At 40.4% G+C, this 20726-nt stretch carries 20 protein-coding genes; 10 read left to right on the forward strand and 10 right to left on the reverse strand.

The window, feature by feature from the left end:
• Positions 1 to 489, forward strand: a 489-nt coding sequence (locus JR005_RS14660; RefSeq protein WP_228731768.1) for a siderophore-interacting protein, incomplete at its 5' end; no start/stop codon positions are given.
• Positions 490 to 809: 320 nt separating this feature from the next.
• The gene (locus JR005_RS06635; protein WP_026039899.1) at positions 810 to 2081 is read left to right on the forward strand and encodes a hypothetical protein; all 1272 of its coding nucleotides are present in this window, start codon (positions 810 to 812) and stop codon (positions 2079 to 2081) included.
• A 116-nt stretch (positions 2082 to 2197) separates the two neighbouring features.
• Here the strand turns inward: JR005_RS06635 and JR005_RS06640 are convergent, their stop codons facing one another.
• Complete coding sequence (locus JR005_RS06640; protein WP_151831613.1) at positions 2198 to 2785, reverse strand: hypothetical protein; 588 nt, start codon at positions 2783 to 2785, stop codon at positions 2198 to 2200.
• Positions 2786 to 3102: 317 nt separating this feature from the next.
• Here JR005_RS06640 and JR005_RS06645 point away from each other — a divergent pair, with 317 nt between their 5' ends.
• A complete protein-coding gene (locus JR005_RS06645; protein ID WP_151831622.1) occupies positions 3103 to 4065 on the forward strand; it encodes a 2-hydroxyacid dehydrogenase in 963 nt (320 codons plus the stop codon).
• A 20-nt stretch (positions 4066 to 4085) separates the two neighbouring features.
• On the opposite strand, the gene JR005_RS06650 is transcribed toward JR005_RS06645, so the two are convergent.
• The 3 genes from JR005_RS06650 to JR005_RS06660 all read right to left on the reverse strand — a co-directional run bounded on the left by JR005_RS06650 (position 4086) and on the right by JR005_RS06660 (position 6125).
• Positions 4086 to 4601 (reverse strand): hypothetical protein, encoded by a 516-nt coding sequence (locus tag JR005_RS06650; RefSeq protein WP_151831614.1) that lies wholly within the window; start codon positions 4599 to 4601, stop codon positions 4086 to 4088.
• A gap of 174 nt (positions 4602 to 4775) precedes the next feature.
• Positions 4776 to 5165 carry a hypothetical protein gene (locus tag JR005_RS06655; protein WP_004985234.1) on the reverse strand — a complete coding sequence of 130 codons (390 nt, stop codon included), beginning with the start codon at positions 5163 to 5165 and terminating at the stop codon, positions 4776 to 4778.
• An 81-nt stretch (positions 5166 to 5246) separates the two neighbouring features.
• On the reverse strand, positions 5247 to 6125 hold the full coding sequence (locus JR005_RS06660; RefSeq protein WP_218665741.1) for a LysR family transcriptional regulator: 879 nt from the start codon (positions 6123 to 6125) through the stop codon (positions 5247 to 5249).
• A gap of 104 nt (positions 6126 to 6229) precedes the next feature.
• On the opposite strand from JR005_RS06660, the gene JR005_RS06665 reads away from it, so the two are divergent.
• Complete coding sequence (locus JR005_RS06665) at positions 6230 to 7117, forward strand: DMT family transporter (RefSeq protein ID WP_151831616.1); 888 nt, start codon at positions 6230 to 6232, stop codon at positions 7115 to 7117.
• Positions 7118 to 7226: 109 nt separating this feature from the next.
• On the opposite strand, the gene JR005_RS06670 is transcribed toward JR005_RS06665, so the two are convergent.
• The 3 genes from JR005_RS06670 to glyQ all read right to left on the reverse strand — a co-directional run bounded on the left by JR005_RS06670 (position 7227) and on the right by glyQ (position 11132).
• The gene (locus JR005_RS06670) at positions 7227 to 7679 is read right to left on the reverse strand and encodes a hypothetical protein (protein WP_004995178.1); all 453 of its coding nucleotides are present in this window, start codon (positions 7677 to 7679) and stop codon (positions 7227 to 7229) included.
• A gap of 397 nt (positions 7680 to 8076) precedes the next feature.
• On the reverse strand, positions 8077 to 10146 hold the full coding sequence (gene glyS / locus JR005_RS06675; protein WP_151837603.1) for a glycine--tRNA ligase subunit beta: 2070 nt from the start codon (positions 10144 to 10146) through the stop codon (positions 8077 to 8079).
• A complete protein-coding gene (glyQ, locus tag JR005_RS06680; protein ID WP_049175984.1) occupies positions 10146 to 11132 on the reverse strand; it encodes a glycine--tRNA ligase subunit alpha in 987 nt (328 codons plus the stop codon). Before glyQ ends, glyS begins: the two co-directional genes overlap by 1 nt.
• Before the next feature lie 177 nt (positions 11133 to 11309).
• Between glyQ and JR005_RS06685 the strand changes: the two genes are divergently transcribed.
• The 3 genes from JR005_RS06685 (at position 11310) to JR005_RS06695 (ending at position 13907) form a co-directional block, all read left to right on the forward strand.
• Positions 11310 to 12272 carry an alpha/beta hydrolase family esterase gene (locus JR005_RS06685; protein ID WP_218665742.1) on the forward strand — a complete coding sequence of 321 codons (963 nt, stop codon included), beginning with the start codon at positions 11310 to 11312 and terminating at the stop codon, positions 12270 to 12272.
• Between the two features lie 12 nt (positions 12273 to 12284).
• Complete coding sequence (locus JR005_RS06690) at positions 12285 to 12686, forward strand: lysozyme inhibitor LprI family protein (protein ID WP_218665743.1); 402 nt, start codon at positions 12285 to 12287, stop codon at positions 12684 to 12686.
• Positions 12687 to 12794: 108 nt separating this feature from the next.
• A complete protein-coding gene (locus tag JR005_RS06695) occupies positions 12795 to 13907 on the forward strand; it encodes an HPP family protein (RefSeq protein WP_104795175.1) in 1113 nt (370 codons plus the stop codon).
• Between the two features lie 92 nt (positions 13908 to 13999).
• On the opposite strand, the gene JR005_RS06700 is transcribed toward JR005_RS06695, so the two are convergent.
• Positions 14000 to 14266: a PspC domain-containing protein gene (locus tag JR005_RS06700; RefSeq protein WP_004985253.1), complete on the reverse strand. Its 267-nt coding sequence runs from the start codon at positions 14264 to 14266 to the stop codon at positions 14000 to 14002.
• 342 nt (positions 14267 to 14608) lie between these two features.
• Here JR005_RS06700 and JR005_RS14665 point away from each other — a divergent pair, with 342 nt between their 5' ends.
• Entirely contained in the window at positions 14609 to 14818 is a 210-nt protein-coding gene (locus JR005_RS14665; RefSeq protein WP_228731769.1) for a hypothetical protein, read from the forward strand.
• Positions 14819 to 14848: 30 nt separating this feature from the next.
• On the forward strand, positions 14849 to 15244 hold the full coding sequence (locus JR005_RS14670; RefSeq protein ID WP_228731770.1) for a hypothetical protein: 396 nt from the start codon (positions 14849 to 14851) through the stop codon (positions 15242 to 15244).
• A 76-nt stretch (positions 15245 to 15320) separates the two neighbouring features.
• On the opposite strand, the gene JR005_RS06710 is transcribed toward JR005_RS14670, so the two are convergent.
• Positions 15321 to 17144, reverse strand: a complete 1824-nt coding sequence (locus JR005_RS06710; protein WP_004985260.1) for an acyl-CoA dehydrogenase C-terminal domain-containing protein — start codon at positions 17142 to 17144, stop codon at positions 15321 to 15323.
• A 239-nt stretch (positions 17145 to 17383) separates the two neighbouring features.
• Between JR005_RS06710 and JR005_RS06715 the strand changes: the two genes are divergently transcribed.
• Positions 17384 to 19687: a hypothetical protein gene (locus JR005_RS06715; RefSeq protein ID WP_324064624.1), complete on the forward strand. Its 2304-nt coding sequence runs from the start codon at positions 17384 to 17386 to the stop codon at positions 19685 to 19687.
• Between the two features lie 75 nt (positions 19688 to 19762).
• Here JR005_RS06715 and aroE read toward each other — a convergent pair whose 3' ends face one another.
• Positions 19763 to 20551, reverse strand: a complete 789-nt coding sequence (gene aroE, locus JR005_RS06720) for a shikimate dehydrogenase (protein ID WP_218665744.1) — start codon at positions 20549 to 20551, stop codon at positions 19763 to 19765.
• Positions 20552 to 20726 lie beyond the last annotated feature (175 nt).

The following is a 20726-nucleotide window of genomic DNA, read 5'->3' on the forward strand; positions in this document are numbered from 1 at the left end:
GGTTTTGAATGGCAGCCTCCACAACATGCGAGCCAGATTTTACTCATGGCAGATGAAACTGCACTTCCTGCGGTGTCTGGAATTATCGATCAACTTATTCAGCAAAATACACAGGCACAGGTCAATGTGTGTATTGAAATGCCGTCTGAATTAGATCGGATCGCATTCACGCCACATCCGAATATAAAAGTACAATGGTTTCATCGTGTTCAGGGACAGTCGGCTGGACATCATTTGATTGAAACGGTTCAGCAATTATTTAAACCAACACAGCAGCAACAAGTTGAATTAGAAGATATTAATGTCGATGAGCAAATATTGTGGCTGACTAAAAATGAACAGCAAGCACAGCAAACTTTTTATGCATGGGTTGCGGCTGAGTCTGCGGCTGTTTTGGCGATACGCCGTTTTTTAATTCAGAATTGCGGCATTGATAAAAACTGCCTGAATTTTATGGGCTATTGGCGTAAAGGCAAAGTGTTTGATTGAATTCGGTTGAGGCTTAATATTTCAACAGTATTGATGATCATTTTTAGACATTTTAGGCTTAAGGTATGATGACTAATTGCCTTGAATGCAAAATAAAATTGCTGAAATAATATGCAATCTGAATGAGTTGTGGATAACTTTTTAAATTTTGATGATAACTTTTTTGACGTATATGTATATAGGAAGTTTCAACAAGATTGCAACATTGTGGTAGCTTTTGCCCTGTTTTCTTATCTCAGTCTTTATAAAATAACAAGTTCCGCGTTGTTCTGTAGAGCATGGCGTTTGGAACTGAGCCAGTCATTATTTTTGGTAGCCTAATGGACAAGCAAATTATTTTTGAAGACGAACATATACGGGTTATTTTTCTAAAAGGAACATCTAGCGAACTGGTGATTTCATTTGGAGATTTAATTAGTCGTGCCAAAGGTTTGACCATTAATGCTGAAAAATCCTTAATTAAATATGATTACAACGTCTTGGGTATTATGCCCAAGCTCAAATCATGGTTTCCGCAAGCGTCCATGCAACAGATGATGGAAAGTGTACAGCCCATACTGAACCAATTTGAACATATTGTGGGATATGGTGGTTCGATGGGAGGCTATGCTGCGATTAAATATTCTAAATTGCTGAAAATGAATCGCGTGATTGCTTTTGTTCCCCAATTTAGTATTGATCCTCAACAAGTTGAAGATCGCCGTTACGCAGAGTTTTTTGATGTCAATTTAAATCGCGATATGCAAATTCAAGCGACCGATCTCTTAGCTCAGGCTGAATATATCGTAGTCTATGATCCTTACTATAAAGAAGATCGTGAACATTATTTAAAAATCAAAAAAGTGATTCCAAATTTACTGACCTTAAAACTTCCCTTTACTGGACATGAAGCACTTGCAGTGTTGGCAAGTTCTAGTTTGCTCAATGATTTTATTCGTCACTCATACGATCAAGGCTATTTTTACCAGCAAATGCGCACTGTAAAGAAAAATAGCAAGTTTTATTATCGTACCGTCATTGCAAATTTGATGTCGCGACACAGTGCCGCACTGGGGCGAATTTTGAGAAATAATGAGCTTCATCTGGATGATCAATATTTTGATGCCAACTTAAAACAACTGATTACCCGTGTCATGTTAAGTCGACGTCAGGTCACAGAACAGGATTTACAAAAACTAGGCATCAAGGTTAATTTGCCGATGTCACAGCAAGAAGCCAATGATCAATTACAGGATAATTTTGGACATCATTTAGTATTTAATCTGATCAGCCATAAGCTCGAAAGCTATTTGGCAGATGCTGTGCAACTCAATAATAAATACCTGATTGGTATTCATGCCAAAAGTAGTGGGATTGTTAAAATTGTAATCAATGCCGAACGTTATATTGTGGCGATGAATGATCGACGAGTCATGAAATTGTTTAAGGACGAAGATGCATTGACAACCGATATGAGTCCGATCCTCATTAAAAAATATGATGATTATTTTGTGTTGAGTTATAAGCAGTTAAGTCTTAATAGCGATGAACATGGAATATGTACTTTCACTGAAAATTCTATTCAGGATACAGAAAAGTTTAAAACGATTTAAGAACATATTTAAAGCCAATGTCCCGATAGGAAAAGGGGATGACTAGTATTCACCTAGGTCATCCCCTTTTCATGTTTTGTGTTATTCCATCCTACAATAATCTTGCGCTTACCGATTTAGTTTGTCGCAGAATTTTGTGGCGCCGTTGGCTGTCTTTCAATCCCAGCTTGACCCTGAACGCCTAAATTGTGGGTAGACGCATTGGTGGCAACACCCGCATTAGCGTTGACTGAACCTACTTTTACCCCTGCATTTGTATTTGCGCTTATGCCACTATTTGCAGTGTTCTTGCTTGCATTCCAACGAGATTCAGCTTTGGCTTTTTCCTCAGCAGTGAATTTTTCCGTTTTATTTACGGCTTTCTTGGTTCCACGTTTGGTATCCTGCCAAGCTTGTTGGCTTTTATCACCTACTTTCTCTGCGGCATTGACGGTTTTATCTTTAGCACTCACTGCAACATCATGAGTTTTATGCGCCACATGGCTTCCCGCATCAATTGTGGCATCAGTTGCTTTAACTGCTGTTGAATGAACCGCATGTGCGGTATTGCTGACGCCCTGTGTTACCCCGTGGCCAATGCGACTAAGCATGCCATCTGATTCGACTTGAGCATTTGCACCAACATTGACAGAAGCATTGCCAGCAAAGATGCTTGCCGAAGCTAAAATACTTGCAGTTAAAATCGCGGTTTTCATCATTTTCATTTTTCTTTCCTTTTGTGAATCCACTCAGCCTGATGATTGAGTGATCGACGTTGCTATCATAAGTAACAATTTTTGATTTGTGTGACTTAGTTCAAAAAATTACAAGCAGTTAACTGCGTGAATAAAGTTGAGGAGAAATTATGGAGACAGAAGAATCAATGAATTTGACTCAAAGTTAAAATTTTCAAGCTGAGGAAAAATCCGCTGCATCCCTTGCCATTTCAGCTTCATCATAAGTTTTGTATCTGGCGCGAACAAGATAGAATTTTCGTGATAAGTTTTTTATTTTAAATAGCCAATTTACACAAGAGTACATGATGAGTTTAGCTGCTGCATTTTTGGATTATGGTTCTCTGGACATGAATGATCTGGATTTTAGCTCTTTACGGGCTTGTTTTAATGAGCTTCAGTTATATGAAAGTACTGCGCCTGAACAGGTGATCGAGCGACTGAGCCATGTTGAAGTGGCCATTAGCAATAAAGTTGTTATAGATGCCGAGACCATTCAACAGCTTCCACAGTTAAAATTGATCCTCATTTCTGCCACAGGGACCAATAATGTCGACCTGAAAGCGGCCAAAGCACAAGGGATCGTGGTGTGTAATTGTCAAGGCTATGGCACGGCATCCGTTGCCCAGCATACTCTGACGCTGATGTTGGCATTGGCTACTTCACTGATTCGTTATGATCGTGCGGTTACACAAGGGCGTTGGCAGCAATCTTCACAATTCTGCTTTTTGGATTATCCAATACTAGAACTTTCTGGAAAGACCTTAGGCATTATGGGTTATGGCGAGTTGGGACAGGAAGTTGCTCGTTTGGCTCAAGCCTTTGGCATGCAGATTTTAATTGCCAATTTACCCAACCGACCAAAGCATGAAAATGGTTTAGAACTGAATGAATTGTTACCGCAAGTGGATTTTTTAAGCTTACATTGTCCATTAACGCCCGAGACTCAAAATTTGATTAATGCCAATGCATTCGAGCTGATGAAAAGTTCAGCCTTTTTAATCAATTGTGCGCGGGGTGGCATTGTACATGAAGCCGATTTGGTTGATACCTTAAAGCAAGGAAAGATCGCGGGTGCAGCCACCGATGTGCTGACTGTTGAGCCACCTAGAGAGGGTAATGTGCTACTGGATGCCAATCTTCCGAATTTAATTATTACCCCACACTCTGCATGGGGCAGTGTGCAATCCAGACAACGTATGGTGGAGCAATTGGCTGAAAATGCGCAAGGATTTATTTCTGGTCAAATGATTCGTCAGGTGAATGCTTGAGGCTTAGGTCTTCAAAAGATTTAAGGATTCGCACTTTCTGGAAGTGGCGCAGCCGATGTTACTGGATTGGTCGTAGATGGGCTGACTGAACTTGCAGGAGCAGCAATTGCCACTCTAGCAGTCGCTGGTTCTGCTGAGGACTGACTTAAGCTGCCTTGTTCAATCGGAACAGTACCGCCATTGGTACCGACCACAGCATCTTTGGTTTGTTGCCATTTTTGTTCAGTGTAGGTCTTTGCCTCATTGGCCTTTTGCTGTGCCACTTGTGACTGTTCAGAGCCATAAGCTTTGCTTTCCTGCCATTTTTCACTGATCTTAGCGGAAGACTTATCTGCGCCGCGCTGAATCGAATTTCCTAAACGACTAATGCTTTGCCCAGTTTTATAGGTCAGTACTCGAAAGATATTGGGATTATCCCCATAAGGCATGGTTTTGGGTTGATCTGATGTAGATGTCACGCTTTCATTTGCATTTGCTGCAATAGGTAAAAAAGTAACCAAACTGAGCGTTGCAGCATAAAGGGCATGCTTAAGCATTTTTAGCCATCCTTTTTCTTGATTCTAGAATGTGGGTTATCTTAGCGCATGAACTGAATTTAAGAATAAAAAAGATCAAACTGATACAGCTTGCTACAAGCGATATACAGTGAAGGAGATAAATATAATGAAATAGTTTGCCCCTAATTTGCATTAAGGGCAGAACAGTAAGTCTTATTCACAAGCTGCGACGTTTTCTTTTTTGAAATTGTCACGTAGTGAAAGGAAGTTGGCTTGAACCTGTTTGTCGTATAGATCAAAAGATTTGGCTGAACTGGTGCCATCTTTAGCCACGATCACCGTTCCCGCAGAGATTAAGGTATTGCCTTTAAATACCCAGTTCTCACGCGCACGACCTGCATCCATAATACCTGTAAATTCAATGTTGCAATGATCACCCAGCTTGATCAATTTTGCCTTATTATTTTGAGTATCAGGAAAGGCTTTAATATTGCTGACTTCTTCAATCACACCTACAGTGGTTTCTGGAACAGGAGGAGTCGTTGAACAGGCTGTAAGGGTTAAACAAGTAGCAGTTGCTAAAAAAAGAGTTTTAAGTTTCATCATTCAAGTGCTTACATGTGTTGTTATTGGCTATCAGTATAACCATATTTGTTCATTCAGCGAGAGTAGTGAATGAAAAAATTAAGCTATTTTTTTATTTGAAAATTCTGTTTTTAATAGCGCAATAAATGCATCTCTGGCTTTATGATGTTGAACATTTTGATGCCAGAAAAATTGATTTTGAATTGAGGAAAAATGCGCAAAATCAAAACCGCGAATACTGCTGAGACCTCGATATTGTTCATACAAACTTTTAGGAACTAAAGAAACGCCAGAACCCGCACTGACGCAACCAATAATGGTGGCGTAACTTGCAATACCTGTTATGGGTAAGGATAAGCGTTTTAATTTAAGCCATGCTTCCAGTGCTGCACGATAAGGACAACCTTCAGTCCACATAAAAATTTCTTTATCGATCAAATCTTCCTGACAACGAATTTCGCCCATGGATGTTGGCGCAATCAGTACCATATTTTCATGATAAATTTCAAGTTGATGGAGCAATGGGAAATTTATCTGTCCCGCGACAATGGCACCATCCAGTTTATGTTGAGCGACATCCTGTAAAAGTTGTTTCCATGTTCCTGTCTTAATTTGAACGGAAACATCGGGATACAGTTGATGATACTGAGCCAATAAACGCGGCAGGCGAGTCGTGGCTGAAGATTCAATTGCACCAATTCTTAATGGCCCAGATGGAGCTGCATCAGGATGAATACTACGCTTGGCTTCATCGCATAACGCCAAAAATTTTTGACTATATTCCAGAAAAATCTCACCAGAAGCAGTGAGTTTAAGGGTTTTTCCTTCACGTAGAAATAAGGGTGCTTTTAGTTCTGCTTCTAGCTGTTTTATGCGGATCGTAATATTAGACGGAACACAATGCAATTTGGCCGCAGCTTGAACCATACTGCCGCATTCCACGATGCTTTGAAACATTTTAAGTTGTTGGATATCCATATTTTATACTTGAATAAAAATGAATGATAAGCTCAATATAAGTTAATTTTACTTAATCATCTATCGCTTTATGATGCAACAAAGACCTTATCTGGTAATCTTCGATGCATCACTTCGCCATTTCATTTTTAAACCATCGCCAACTCAAACTTTATTTCTCTATTGCTTTGGTGGTGATCTGTTGGGGCTATTCGCCTGTAGGGGTGCATAGCGCTTTATTATCCTATTCACCTGAACATATTGCGTTATTACGCTTTGTGATTGCTTCGGCTGTTTTAGCTGTGATTGCATTCCAGAAGGGAATTGTGATTCCCAAAATACGTGATCTTCCCTTGTTCTTCATATTGGGATTGTTTTCTGTGACTTTGCATCATGTTTTGATCAATACTGGACAACAATATGTCACGGCAACAGCTTCAAGTATTTTAAGTCAGTCGATTCCATTGTTTACCCTCATTATTTCAGCGTTGGTATTTAAAGATAAAATTTCGCTGAAACAGAGCATCTGTATTGTGATGGGATTAGCTGGGGCAATTTTGGTGGTCAGTGGCGATCGGGGTTTAGTGTTGCCAAATGCACATAGCTTATTGATTTTACTTGCAGCAATGTGTTGGGCGATTTATTTTGTTCTTTATAAAAAGTTTGATCTCGCGTATGACTCGATCAGTATGATGTGTTATGTGGTCTGGTTCGGCAGCTTGCCTTTATTGTTTTATAGTCCTGATGTGCTTGCGCAAATTCAACAGGCAAATTGGCAGGCAAATCTTGCAGTGTTGTTATTGGGACTTTTCCCGAGCGCTTTGGCATATGTGCTTTGGGGCTATGTACTCAAGCAAATGCCGTTAATGCAGGCTTCAAATTTTCTGTATTGTACGCCTTTGGTGGCGATGACGATTGCTATCTTGTTTTTGGGTGAAAGGCCGTCGATTTATGTGTTGATCGGCGGCATGATGATTGTGGGTAGTATTGGATGGATGAATTGGAAAAGATAAATAGTTATAAATGAAAAATGACGCTGTAAAAAATTCTGTGTAAATGCCTTTTAAATGAACGCGTCTAAACTCTAGCTTTTCCTAGAGTGTGCATTGCTTTATTATTATTTTAAATTCTTGTTGTTGCTACTTCGAATGTTGCATCATTCAATGTACCTTGTTGATGTAACCAAGTTGCTACTTCAGGCCAAGAGTATAATGCAGACTTCGGTGTAGTAACTCCGTACATTGGTCTTGGGAATTGGCCTTTACCTCGTTTACCTAAGGCATATAGTGATAGAGCTTGGCGTGTTAGGTTTGCACGTTCAGCCATTTCAGCTAATGTGGCGAAACCATGTTCTTCAACAATCAGGTCATTAAAGCCAAGCTTTCGAATGTCTGCTAAAGCAGATGTAATCGCTTTCTCTGCGTCGATAGCTTCACGATCAAACTCTAAATAGATTGTATCGTTATAACTACACAGTAGTGCATCATCGCAACCAGCCTCAAAGAATTGATCTTCAAGATTATCTAAACTATCAAAAGCATCTCGTACTATGACCGTAAAATGGTAAATAGTCATTCTTTAATCCTCTCATCATTACCTTTACATTGATCAGCTTTACGTCTGATTTGCTTCGCATGGTTCTCTGGACTTTTAGGTGTACTCCAAATACTCATTTGATGTTCTGAATATCCATAAACACATTTCAATCTACAAAATGAGTGAGCGGATTTCCCTGACTCGACTACATACCAACCATTTTCCATAGCATATTGAATGGCTTCTTCAATATGTTTATTAGGATGCTTACTCATTATGAAGAAAAGACCTTTTGAATATTTTATTAGATTGTTGTCTTATGTCAACACGCTTCATTGATAAATCGAAATTACTTAATAAATATAACCATAAGTTTTTAATCTATGAAAAAACCCCGCTAATTTATAGCGAGGTTTATATTAAAAAACAAGGATTATTAACTTTGCAACATACTCACATCCGCAATTGCAGTAAATAAACCACGTAATTGCGCCAATAAGCGCAAACGGTTGGCTTTGAGTTTTTGATCTTCTGCCATCACCATGACATTGTCAAAGAATGCATCAATCGGCTCACGTAAAGACGCCAATTGTGACAAGGCATCAGTATAGTTATGTGCTTCAAGCAAAGGTTGTACCACTGGCGTCACATTTTGTAGTGCAGCAAATAACGCTTTTTCAGCATCTTCAACTAACAGCGAAGCATCCACATCACCGACAATCTGACCTTCTTTAGCCAAAATGTTGGCAACACGTTTATTGGCAGCCGCCAATGCTTGTGCTTCTGGCAAAGTTTTAAAATGATTCACCGCTTTAACACGATGATCAAAATCAAGCGGAGATTTTGGAGACAACGCTTGAACAGATTGAATCACATCAATGGCAACGCCCTGATCTTCATACATGGCACGATAGCGCGCTTCAATAAAGTTCAATGCTTCATGTTGCGCTTTGACAGGTTCACGTAATTTACCATGATAGTTTTCAGAAGCGATTTTGGTCAGTTCAACTAGTGGCAAATCTAACTCTTTTTCAATCAATAGACGCAATACACCAATCGCAGCACGACGTAAGCTGAACGGATCTTTTGAACCTGTCGGGGCTTGACCAATGCCAAAAATACCGACTAAGGTATCTAAACGATCTGCCAGTGCAAGCGCAGTACCTGTTTGAGTTTGTGGTAAAACATCACCTGAAAAACGTGGTAAATACTGCTCGGCAATCGCATCTGCAACTTCGCTTGGTAAACCTTCCAAACGTGCATAATACGTTCCCGCAGTGCCTTGTAATTCGGGAAATTCACCAACTAGCTCAGAGGTCAAATCGCATTTTGCCAAAAGACCAGCCTGTTCTGCGGCAGCGCGATCACCTTGAGTCAACGTAGCAATCTGGCTGGCTAATTTGGCAATACGTTGCGATTTATCCCACAGTGTTCCAAGTTCTGCCTGAAACACCATATTGGCCAATTTGTCTTTACGGCTGGCAAGCGGTTGTTTTTGATCTTGCAAGAAGAAGAATTCTGCATCGCTCAAACGTGGACGTACAACTTTCTCATTTCCTTCAATAATTTGATTTGGGTCTTTCGATTCAATATTGGAAATGGTAATGAAGTAGGGTTGCAGCTTACCTTCACTATTGACCAGACAGAAATATTTCTGGTTATCCTGCATCGTGGTAATCAAAGCTTCTTGTGGTACAGCAAGAAAGCGTTCTTCAAAACTTGCACGTAACGCAACTGGCCATTCCACCAATGCAGTGACTTCATCGAGTAAGTCGTCAGGCACAATGGCAGTGGCATTGACTTCATCTGCCAATTGTTTCACTTGCTGCTGAATGGTGGTTTGACGTTTGGCAAAATCTGCCACGACATAGGCGTTTTCAAGTGCAGTCAAATAATCATTAGCATGCGCCAAAGTGATCGCTTCAGGCGCATGGAAACGATGACCATAGGTCACATTGCTGGCTGAATGATCCTGAATTGTAGCTGGAATGACTTGATCATCTTTAAGCAACACCACCCATTTGACTGGACGGACAAATTCGGTACGACTTGCAGCAGAACGCATGCGTTTAGCAATCGGTAAATTGTCTAACGCCGTTTGTAGAATGTTTGGCAATAATTCATCTAGGCTTTGACCTTTGATGTCTTTGTAATAACAAACTTTTTCAACTTTACCAGCCTGAAAGGTCGATACTTGATCCGCCTCAATGCCTTGACCGCGCATAAAGCCTTCAAGGGCTTTGGTCGGTTTGCCTTCGCTGTCATAGGCGGCTTGCAGAGCAGGGCCATCAAAACGTTTTTGTGTATCTGCCTGAGCGCCATCAACATTCACAATTTTTAAAGCCAAGCGACGTGGTGCAGCATAGGCTTCAACGCTTGCAAAGTTCAAGCCCGCATCGGTTAAACCTTTGATGGTTTCTGCTTGTAGTGCATCGCGTAATGTTTTTAAACTTTTTGGTGGAAGCTCTTCACAGCCAAGTTCAAATAAGACCGTATGTTGACTCATTATTTGTTCTCCGCTTTTTGCGCTTTGGCTGCATCACTGTCTGCTTGTGCTTTGAGTTGGGCTAAAACTTCATCACGTAAATGTGGCTCTGCCATTGGAAAGCCAAGTTCGGCACGCGCCTGAACATAACTTTGCGCAATTGCGCGCGCTAAAGTTCTTACACGCAAAATATAACGTTGACGCTCGGTGACTGAAATTGCGCCACGCGCATCCAATAAGTTAAAGGTATGCGATGCTTTCACTACTTGTTCATAAGCAGGCAAAGACAGTTTTGCGTCAATTAAACGAACGGCTTCTGATTCATAAAAATCAAATAATTCAAATAATTTCTCGACAGGGGCATATTCAAAGTTATAGGTCGATTGTTCCACTTCATTTTGGTGGAAAACATCGCCATAGGTCACGGTGCCAAATTGACCTTTAGTCCAGACCAAGTCATAAACTGAATCGACCCCTTGTAGGTACATCGCCAGACGTTCTAAACCATAGGTAATTTCACCTGTGACAGGATAACACTCAACACCACCGACCTGTTGGAAGTAAGTAAACTGAGTCACTTCCATACCATTGAGCCAAACTTCCCAACCTAAGCCCCATGCACCAAGCGTTGGAGATTCCCAGTTATCCTCTACAAAGCGAATATCGTGGGTCAGAGTGTCAATCCCAATCGCTTTAAGTGAGTCTAAATAAAGCTGTTGGATATTGTCTGGGTTTGGCTTAAGTACCACTTGAAATTGATAATAATGTTGTAAGCGGTTTGGGTTCTCACCATAGCGTCCATCTTTAGGACGACGCGAAGGTTGCACATAAGCGGCATTCCATGTTTCAGGGCCAAGCGCACGTAAGAAGGTCGCGGTATGGAATGTACCTGCACCCATTTCCATGTCGTAGGGTTGTAGAACGACGCAGCCTTGTTCGGCCCAATAGTTTTGTAGGGCAAGAATTAAGCCCTGAAAGGTATCAATATGCGATATGGCGCGACTCATGGTGCATCCACTAATAAAATCAAAGAAAAATTGCGTTCAAGTATAAGGATTTTAAAGGGGAGTGGCAAAGGTTCTGTCGAGTTCTTGCGAATAAAAAATAGCAGAGATTACACTTCATCTTTTCTGCTGAATTTAGGCGTAGATTAGAGCTAAAAATAAACACAAAGGTTAATCGATATGGCCTATCTCAGAAAAATATCTAAACGATGGTGCGCGATATTCGGTGTCATTGCCCTGATCATGCATACCCATTCAGCTCAAGCGGCATGGTTGGCAGAGCGGCCGCTTGCACAAAAGATAAAGCAAAAATTTGAACAAAGAATAACTGAGAATAATTCGCTATCATCACGATATCTTCAAGTTGATGCTATGCAGCGCAGCTATCAATTATATATCCCGCCTTCTGCAAGGCAATCTGCTCGCCCAGTGGTGATTGCATTACATGGCGGAGGAGGCAATGCTAATCAAATGCTGAAACGCTGGCAAGCCATTGCACAACAACAAAACTTTATTTTAGTTGTGCCACAAGGCATAGGTGAAAATAGCAAAATGGGAACATGGAATGCATACGGTTGTTGTGGTCAAGCCATGCAAAAGCATGTAAATGATATTAAATTTATTCAGGCGGTTCTAAAAGATGCATCGCAGTATGTGCTGCTTGACTCCCATCGAATTTATGTAGTGGGTTTTTCAAATGGAGGAATGTTGACACATCAATTAGCCATCCACATGGGGCGACAATTGGCTGCTGTCGCCATCGTGTCAGGTGCCTTATTTGAAGATGAAGCAACAGCAAAAGATGCAGTGCCTATTTTAATGATTCATGGTGAAAAAGATTCGGTAGTACCTTTTCAGGGAGGAATAAGCCCAACTCGATTTGTGGCCAAAGCACAGCAACAACCGTTTCAATCGGTTGCTTATGCGATGAATTACTGGAAGACGGTTAATCAATGTCAAACAAAAGGCTTTATAGAGCAAACAGTCCATTTTAGGATTGAAAAAAACCTAAACTGCAAATCTGATGTTGTACTTTATGATATTGATCAGGGGCAACATGTCTGGCCAACTGCCGATCAGGCAGATGAAGGATTTGATGCGACTCAAGTGGTTTGGAATTTTTTCAAACAACATGCACGTTAAAAGGAGGGAAACATGACAAAGCTCAAAAATAGCTTACTTTCACTGAGCCTAATTTTCTTGGTAGAAACTGCAAATGCGCAGAATTCTGTTGAGCCAGATTTATATAGCCAATGCGTGGATGAGACAATACAGGAGCAGCATTTGCCGAGTATTAATAACGCAGTGGTAGACGTCTGTAGTGGATACGCCAGAGGTCTTTATGAAAAGCAGATTGTACAATTGCTAGATCAGATCAAAACAACTGGAAGTCCTGAGCGATATAACAAGATTATGAAGTCACAGCAGCTTTGGAAACAATATGTCGATCAGGAATGTCAAAATGCAGGGGATTATATAGGTTCTCCAATGTATGGATTTTGTCCAATGCTTGAATATCAACATCGGGTAGAACAACTACAGGAATACATCAATTAAAATGATGAGCAAATTTTCTGATTCTCTTAAGATATAATACAAATACATTTTTAAGAAAAATCCGCTTATACTTTTGTAACTCAGGCAAGATCAAAACCTAGGTGAGCGGTGAGAGATATACAGCAAGATTGGCTTTCAGCCTTAAAACCAAATTTCAAGATTCTTCCTTTAAAAGAACGACTTTTTTGTAGCATCGGCGCATTATGTGGTTTAGCCATTTCTTCACTCATTAGCTGGTATGTCTTGGGTGGCATAAATCCATGGTATATCGCGCCGATGGGGGCATCCTCTGTTTTGTTATTTGCTGTCCCATCAAGTCCTTTGGCGCAGCCGTGGAATATGCTGATCGGGAATACTATTGCTGCTACTGTGGGAGTCGCGTGTTCCACGTGGATTCCAGATTTAACGAGCGCATTTAGCTTGGCAGTAGGTCTCACTATTTTTCTGATGATGACTAGCGACTCATTGCATCCTCCCAGTGGCGCAGTTGCAATCACCGCGGTGTTAGGCGGAGAGGCTGTTCACCGTTTAGGTTTTAACTTTGTGATATACCCAGTGTTACTGAATTCAGTATTATTGCTGGCATTTGCCTTGTGTTTTAATCGATTGATTGGCCGACATTATCCTTATCCAAAACATCTTAATTCACGTTCTAAAGACCCGACACCGACACAAAAGGTCAGTATTCAGCCACAAGATATTCAACGTGCACTGCATGAACACACAGAGTTGCTCGATATTAGCCAATACGATCTGGAAAAAATCATCTTGGAAGCGCAGGAGCTAGCCCACCAACGCCAAGTCAATGTCTATCGATGTCAGGATATTATGAGTAAAGACCTTATTACACTCGATGAAAATGATGATATTCATAAAGCACTAGATAAATTTAAATACAATAATCTCATGAGCTTACCTGTTATTCACAAGGATAATCATATTGTGGGGACATTGGCTTTATATGATGTGGTGGAATGGTTTAAACGCGCGGCAGATCCGAGAGCTTCATGGGAGCATCTGGTCAAACAAATTATGAATCGCAAAGTGGTAACGGTGATGCCGTTACAACCTATTCAGGATTTGGTGCCTTATTTTGTGGAAAAATCGTTTAACTATATTCCTGTGGTTCAGGATCAAAAATTGATTGGAATTATTAGCCGTGCCGATATGATTGCCGCATTACAACAGCAGTTAGTGCATATTCAAGCATCATCAGGTTGATTGAGCATTTTTAGCCAAAAAAAAGCTACGATTGCATTTTAGGGGGATCACAATCGTAGCGACCAGAATAACAAGGTCAAATGATGTTGGGTTTAACGTCTCATCCGTTGTTCTTCATGTACTGTTCGAATGGGCTGCTGATAGCTTTGCTGATATGGCAGACGTTCAGTTTGTTTGGGCATAACCAACCATAAAATCAGATACACCAATATGCCAGGGAAAGCAGCACTCATGACCGAAATGATGACGAAAATAAGCCGTAATAAATTTGCATTCCAACCAAAACGTTCAGCAATACCGCCCATGACACCGGCGATCAAATGTTGTCGGTTAGAACGATATAAACCAGTATTGGCCATTCAGAATATCTCCTCAGATAAAAATAAATACATCTCCAATTTATGTTTTGGGTATGTAATTTATAAAATGGGGAAGATCTCAACGCTTTAAAGGTATATAAGCTAAAAAATCGTTATTTTATGTAAGCAAAATCACTGACTAAAAGCTGAAATAGATAAACTTGCACCAATTTCACGCAGAATTTGAATTTTTTAAATAAGATCAATCTCTCAGTGTGAGATCCAGAACATAATCATGATCTTAAATTTATGATATGGCGTTATTTCCCTGAAAATAGAGGAAAACGCTAAAGATACTCATCTATGTCTTATTCAAAAAACGCTTCGGTAAGGTTTACGTTGATGCAAACACGGTTGCTATTGGTGTTGTTATTCAGTCTCGGATTATCAGCATGTGATCAACATCATGCTCAGCCTGATATTGCATCAAGCGATCCTATGGCAGCGTCATCCGTTGCAGAAGATTCCGCTCATGATGACGAAGATCAGGGCAGTAAATTGGTGGATGTCGCTGGTCAGGCAACATTGCCAGTTGAAACACCGCCGAATTAGAAAAAGTCTACGTCATTGTCTCCAGAGGCATTGAAATATACTGGACGTTATCATGTACACATTCCTTGTTCTGATCCAGTTGCGCTTTGCAAAGAGCCTGAAGGACAGATTGATTATGTGATCAGCTTATTGCAGGATGGAACGGCTTACCGCCAAAGAATTAGTACAGGGCGGATCGTGATCGATGAAAGACAAAACACTAAAATATCTCAGCCAGATGCGTGGACAATCGATAGTGCTCAGAAAGAAATTAGTGTCAGTGTTTTTGGTGGAGGAAACCTTTATTTTAAAATTATCGACTCTGAACGTATAAAAACCGATCTGGATAAAATTAAAAATACAAATAATGGCGAAAACCGTAGAAATTTGGGTGAGAATTTCGTTTTACCTCAGAAAAGCCGTATCCTGACTAAGCTTACTGATTAGATGGAAATAGAAAGTAAAAGTAAAAAAAAGGATGCCTCAAAGGCATCCTTTTTGATCACTGGAGTTTTAACGAGACTTAGTAGTCAAAACTAAAATGCTCTGGTGCTAATGATGTTAATGCACGAGATGGTGTAACCATTGATTCAGCATGACCTTGTGCACGTGGCAACAAACGATCAAAGTAGAAATCTGCAACTTTAATTTTGGCTTTATAGAATTCAGGTGTTTCTTTACCGTCACCTGCTTCTAGTTTCTCAGATGCAATCACGGCTTGTTGTGCCCAGAAATAAGCCATCATGGCATAACCTGAGAACATTAAATAATCTACTGAAGCAGATGAAACGATGTCACGGTCTTTACGTGCAGCGAGCATGATGCGGACAGTTAAAGTATTCCATTGCGCACAGATTTTGGTGAGATCCCATGCAAAGCGACGCAAGTATTTGTTACGTGCATGACGGCCACAGAATTTTAAAATTTCAGCAGTATAGTCACGAACGACTTTACCTTTAGACGATAACAGTACTTTACGACCAATCAAATCGAGTGCTTGGACACCAGTAGTACCTTCATAAAGTGTTGAGATACGTGCATCACGAGCAATTTGCTCCATGCCCCATTCGCGAATATAACCGTGACCACCGTATACTTGCATACCATGATTCGCAGCTTCCAAACCAAGCTCAGTCAAGAAACCTTTTAGAATCGGGGTAAAGAAGCCCAGTTTGTCGTCATAGTCTTCAAATTTAGCTTGGTCACCTGTAATTAATGCGTCGGTCATTTTATCTGCAAGTTGTGCTGCATGATAAATCATTGAACGACCACCTTCCGCGATGGCTTTTTGAGTCAGCAACATACGACGGACATCGGCATGATGAATAATTGCATCAGCAACTTTATCTGGATCTTTTTTACCAGAAAGGGCACGCATCGACATACGATCTTTGGCATATGGTAACGCACCTTGGAAAGACAATTCAGCATGCGCGATACCCTGAACCGCTGTTCCAATACGGGCTGTATTCATAAAGGTAAACATCGCATGCAGACCTTTATTCACTTCACCAATCAGGTAACCTGTTGCACCGTCAAAATTAAGCACTGCCGTTGCAGAAGCTTTAATTCCCATTTTGTGTTCAATTGATCCACAAACAACACCGTTACGCTCACCTACACCGCCATCCGCAGTAGGGAGGAATTTAGGCACGATGAACAATGAAATACCACGTGTACCCGCAGGTGCATCTGGAAGACGAGCCAATACGATATGAATGATATTATCTGTTAAGTCATGCTCACCCGCAGAAATAAAGATTTTAGTGCCAGAGATTTTGTATGTGCCGTCTGCCTGTGGTTCTGCTTTAGCTTTAACTTGTCCCAAATCTGTACCACATTGTGGTTCAGTTAAACACATGGTGCCAGACCAAGTCCCTTCAACCAGCTTTGGCATGTAAGTCGCTTTTTGTTCATCTGTACCAAATTGCATGATGGTATTCATACAGCCCATGCTCAGACCTGGATACATGGTAAATGACCAGTTCGCCGTTCCCATCATTTCAGATTTGATCAGGTTCAATGACATTGGTAAGCCTTGACCACCAAATTCTTCTGGATAAGACAGACCTTGCCAGCCGCCTTGTACGAACTGGTCGTAAGCTTCTTTAAAGCCTTTTGGTGTTTTCACTTCACCATTGTCAAAATGACAACCTTCTTCATCACCACTTTGATTAAGCGGCGAAAGTACATTTTCACAGTAGTCGGCTGCGCCTTCTAAAATCATATCTACTGTATCTGCATCGGCATTTTCACCGTTAGATAACGTTTTATAGTGAGAAGCATAATCAAATACTTCATTCATTAAGAAGCGAATGTCACGGAGCGGGGCTTTATACGCTGGCATAGTCTTTAATCCTAAATTTAGAAATAGTTCTGGATTATCTGTATCGATGCTAGGGATTATTCCTACTCATCTTTAAAAATACATTGATACTCGGTTATGAAAAAAATGTCAGAAAAGCGAATTTTGTAGATTTGGACAAAGGCTTTTTGATGATTTTCTGATAAAGTCCGAGTGTATGGTTCTGATTTAAAAATAATCATATTAGGCTAGTAACTATAACTATATTAAAGGTGTAAAGCGTGAAAGTGCGTTTAAAATATTTAACATATTGTGTACTTGGTTTAAGTCTTTCGGGGTGCACTCAACATGTCATTAAAACCAATTCGGTGAATCAAACCGATCGTGAGCGTATCATTTCTGGTTTAAATGCAATCTATGAAACCCCAAGTTATGATTATTCTGGTCAATTTAAAGTCAACATTCAGCCAAAGCCGCAAAACAATACCGTAAAGAATGCTGCATCTGAGCAAAAACTTGATCAAAAGCTACAACAAAAGATTGATCGCTCTTTGCTTGAACAAGGAGTTCGCCTCTCTGCACAACAAAAACAACAGTTATATGGTGCAATTGCGCAACAAAGCCTACGTGCAAATAATCAGGGGTCTTTGGGTAATTTAGATAAAATGATGGATATTGGGATCAATATCCTCAACGATGTGCAGTTTAGTTACGATGGGTCGGTACATTATCGTGAACGAATGGGATCGTTCAATTTAACCGCACGTTATGAAAAGCCAACATTATTGGTACAGGCGAAATTGCCAATGATTTTGGATTTTAAAGATTATAAATTTTATACCAACTATTTTGCATTTATGCCGTATTTGGTTAATCGCGAAAATCAGAGCAATCTTGCTTATATCGATTTCTCCAAATATCAAAATATTTTTAAACAAGTTGATTTGAAAAAATTGGTGGAATATCTCAAAGCTTCAGGTGCGGTGTCTTATGTATTGGCTCAACCTGAACAGTTCCAGACCTTGCCGTTAAGTGATCAGGATAGATCAGCAGGAATTGTTAGAAAAATAAGTATAAACAGTACCTTAGAAGAAGTGATGTTGCAAACTGATCTTTATAATAAAGTCAATGCACAATATTTAACTCAGTCAGTATTAGGCTTTAAAGAAAACTCATTTGAGCAATGGGCAGATAACAAAGCAGCGGCATTGGCAACAAAAGCTTCCGAAACTTCTGCAAATCAGTCTCCTGAGCTTGAGGCGCATGATGCCAGTCGAAAACTGTACGCGATGGTGACTGAAAAATTGGGGGTTACAGAGTCCGATCTTGCTGAGCAGTCCGATCAAACGGAGGATGAAATTCAAGCAAATACTGATGTGTTATTACCTGATGCTGAAGATCATGACCTTAGCCAAAGTCAGGATTCGATGCTTTTAACTGAAGCGCAATGTACGGATTTGCAACGATCTCAAAAATCTATGTTCTACGGTGATATCCATTATTGTCAAGAATATTATGGAATCGATCTGTTCGGCACCGCTCAAAGCAGTAACAACGATCAGCAGATTCAACAAAAGAAATTAGAAAGCACGTTTGCAGCTTATGATCAAAATCAATTCATTGATGATCAAGCATTTAAAGCACTTTGGCTTAAACATCAGTCTGAAATTGATAAAACTTTGCCCGCTGTCAAAGCGCGCACACCTTTGACGATGAATGTGGGCTTAGATGCACAAGGGCGTTTGGTCAGTGCTGATTATGATCTGAGTCTTTTATTGCCTCAAACCAATCGACGTATGCATTTTAATATGGAGATGCAGGTCAGTAATTATGGGAAAGGCACGCCCATTTCTCGTCAACAGCTTAAACAGGCAAAATCACTGAGTGAAGTGAGTAAGGGTTCTTTTCTTGAAAAAGTCGTGGGTGGTCTAACCCAGTCATTAGAGAATGAAACAGATTCCACTACAAATGCTTCATGGTCATGGGATGAACAGCTTCAGCAATTGGCGGCTCAGGTTTATGAGCAAACGCATTCTTATGAAAAAACATTTAACGCCATTTTTATTGCTCATTTGAGTGCAAATGAGCCTGAATATGTGAAACATTTTTCCGCACAAGATTTAAAAGATATTGCGCGGGTTTATGCGTATTGGTTCTCCGATGACGATATTTATAACCCGCAAGGACAGGCACTCAAACAAATTCAGGCCTTACAGCAAAAGCATCATTTAGAGGTGGATGAGCAATTTGATCAAGAGCTGGGTGCTATGGTGGATGAGATTGTAACTCAGGCAATGACGCAGTCAGGAGAACGGCAGCAGTGGCAGCAACTCAAGAAAAGCTATAAAAAACCGCAACAACTGTTTGCAGTTCAGTATCAGGCCCTTTTTGAAAAACAGGAGGGTGTTGATTTATCAACGCGTCCACTGTTGATTCAGACCTCTAAAATCTTAGGGCAGGCCTTTGTAGATGCGCATCAACATAAACTGACTGAACAATCTTTACAGGGATTGACTCAACAGCATTTGGAATATATTGATTATCAATTATTCGAACAGCTCTATCGTCAGATGTTGACTGAATAAGAACCATATTTTTGAAATAGCAAGCTACGTTCCAAGATGGACGTAGCCTATTTATATGTTGATTTAATCACGTATTTACAGGAATTCTTTAATTTCTGGTTTAACACCATGCCAAATGGCAAAAGCTTCTACAGCCTGACCAACGAGCATACCAAAACCTTCAGCCGTTGGCACACCACGAGCTTTGGCTTGATCAATAAAGGTGGATGTTTTGCCATAAGCCATTTCATAAGCATGATCAAATTTAAGCTCTGACGGTAACACTAATGCCTCTCCACTGAGACTGGCGGATGTCGCATTGATAACCAAATTATATTCACCTGAGAGTTTAGAAAGCTGCATCATATTCAGTTGAGCCTCTGGAACAGAAGATTCAAGATCACTGATTAATTGTTCTGCACGGGTGAGTGTGCGGTTGGCAATGGTGATCTGTTTTGCACCTGCTTTAACCAATGGATAAATCACGCCTCGCGTTGCGCCACCCGCACCCAGAATTAAAATACGAGTATTTTTGAGTGACCAATTTAACGCTAAAATGGCATCGACCAGACCTTGTCCATCAGTATTGTCGCCAAATAACTGCCCGTCTTTTTTCCATAATGTATTGACTGCTTTGGCAATCTGCGCACGCTCTGTAAGAACGTCACACATTGCATAGGCTTGCTCTTTAAAAGGTACAGTCACATTCATTCCTGAACCGCCCTGTGTAAAGAACTCAGTGACACTTTTTTCAAAACCATCCAAAGGCGCCAGACGCTTTTGATAACTCAATGTAATCCCTAATTTTTCAGCAAAAGCATAATGTAACTCTGGAGAGCGTGATTGCTCAATCGGATTGCCAATTACCGCAAATTGTCCTGTCATTGCGAAGCTCCATCACTATCAAAAAATGGCATCACTATACGCTAAAAATGACGGCAAAATAAATGAGGTTTCAGCAAGATTGTTAGAAGGCCTTTGTGCATGCATTTGTAGCTTTATGATGTGTTTATGTTGCGAGTAATTGCCTAATTTTTTTGATCTGATCAAAATGTAAACG

This window comes from Acinetobacter sp. Colony158 (assembly GCF_019264745.1).
In the GTDB taxonomy this organism is placed as follows: Bacteria; Pseudomonadota; Gammaproteobacteria; order Pseudomonadales; family Moraxellaceae; genus Acinetobacter; species Acinetobacter ursingii.

Coding starts and splice junctions, on each gene's coding strand:
- glyQ (WP_049175984.1), bottom strand. CDS start 11,132: ATGAGTCGCGCCATATCGCATATTGATACCTTTCAGGGCTTAATTCTT.
- aroE (WP_218665744.1), bottom strand. CDS start 20,551: ATGACAGGACAATTTGCGGTAATTGGCAATCCGATTGAGCAATCACGC.
- JR005_RS06650 (WP_151831614.1), bottom strand. CDS start 4,601: ATGCTTAAGCATGCCCTTTATGCTGCAACGCTCAGTTTGGTTACTTTT.
- JR005_RS06710 (WP_004985260.1), bottom strand. CDS start 17,144: ATGCCAGCGTATAAAGCCCCGCTCCGTGACATTCGCTTCTTAATGAAT.
- JR005_RS06645 (WP_151831622.1), top strand. CDS start 3,103: ATGAGTTTAGCTGCTGCATTTTTGGATTATGGTTCTCTGGACATGAAT.
- JR005_RS06660 (WP_218665741.1), bottom strand. CDS start 6,125: ATGGATATCCAACAACTTAAAATGTTTCAAAGCATCGTGGAATGCGGC.
- JR005_RS06700 (WP_004985253.1), bottom strand. CDS start 14,266: ATGGCCAATACTGGTTTATATCGTTCTAACCGACAACATTTGATCGCC.
- JR005_RS06685 (WP_218665742.1), top strand. CDS start 11,310: ATGGCCTATCTCAGAAAAATATCTAAACGATGGTGCGCGATATTCGGT.
- JR005_RS06690 (WP_218665743.1), top strand. CDS start 12,285: ATGACAAAGCTCAAAAATAGCTTACTTTCACTGAGCCTAATTTTCTTG.
- glyS (WP_151837603.1), bottom strand. CDS start 10,146: ATGAGTCAACATACGGTCTTATTTGAACTTGGCTGTGAAGAGCTTCCA.
- JR005_RS06640 (WP_151831613.1), bottom strand. CDS start 2,785: ATGAAAATGATGAAAACCGCGATTTTAACTGCAAGTATTTTAGCTTCG.
- JR005_RS14665 (WP_228731769.1), top strand. CDS start 14,609: ATGCAAACACGGTTGCTATTGGTGTTGTTATTCAGTCTCGGATTATCA.
- JR005_RS06665 (WP_151831616.1), top strand. CDS start 6,230: ATGCATCACTTCGCCATTTCATTTTTAAACCATCGCCAACTCAAACTT.
- JR005_RS06655 (WP_004985234.1), bottom strand. CDS start 5,165: ATGAAACTTAAAACTCTTTTTTTAGCAACTGCTACTTGTTTAACCCTT.
- JR005_RS06670 (WP_004995178.1), bottom strand. CDS start 7,679: ATGACTATTTACCATTTTACGGTCATAGTACGAGATGCTTTTGATAGT.
- JR005_RS06635 (WP_026039899.1), top strand. CDS start 810: ATGGACAAGCAAATTATTTTTGAAGACGAACATATACGGGTTATTTTT.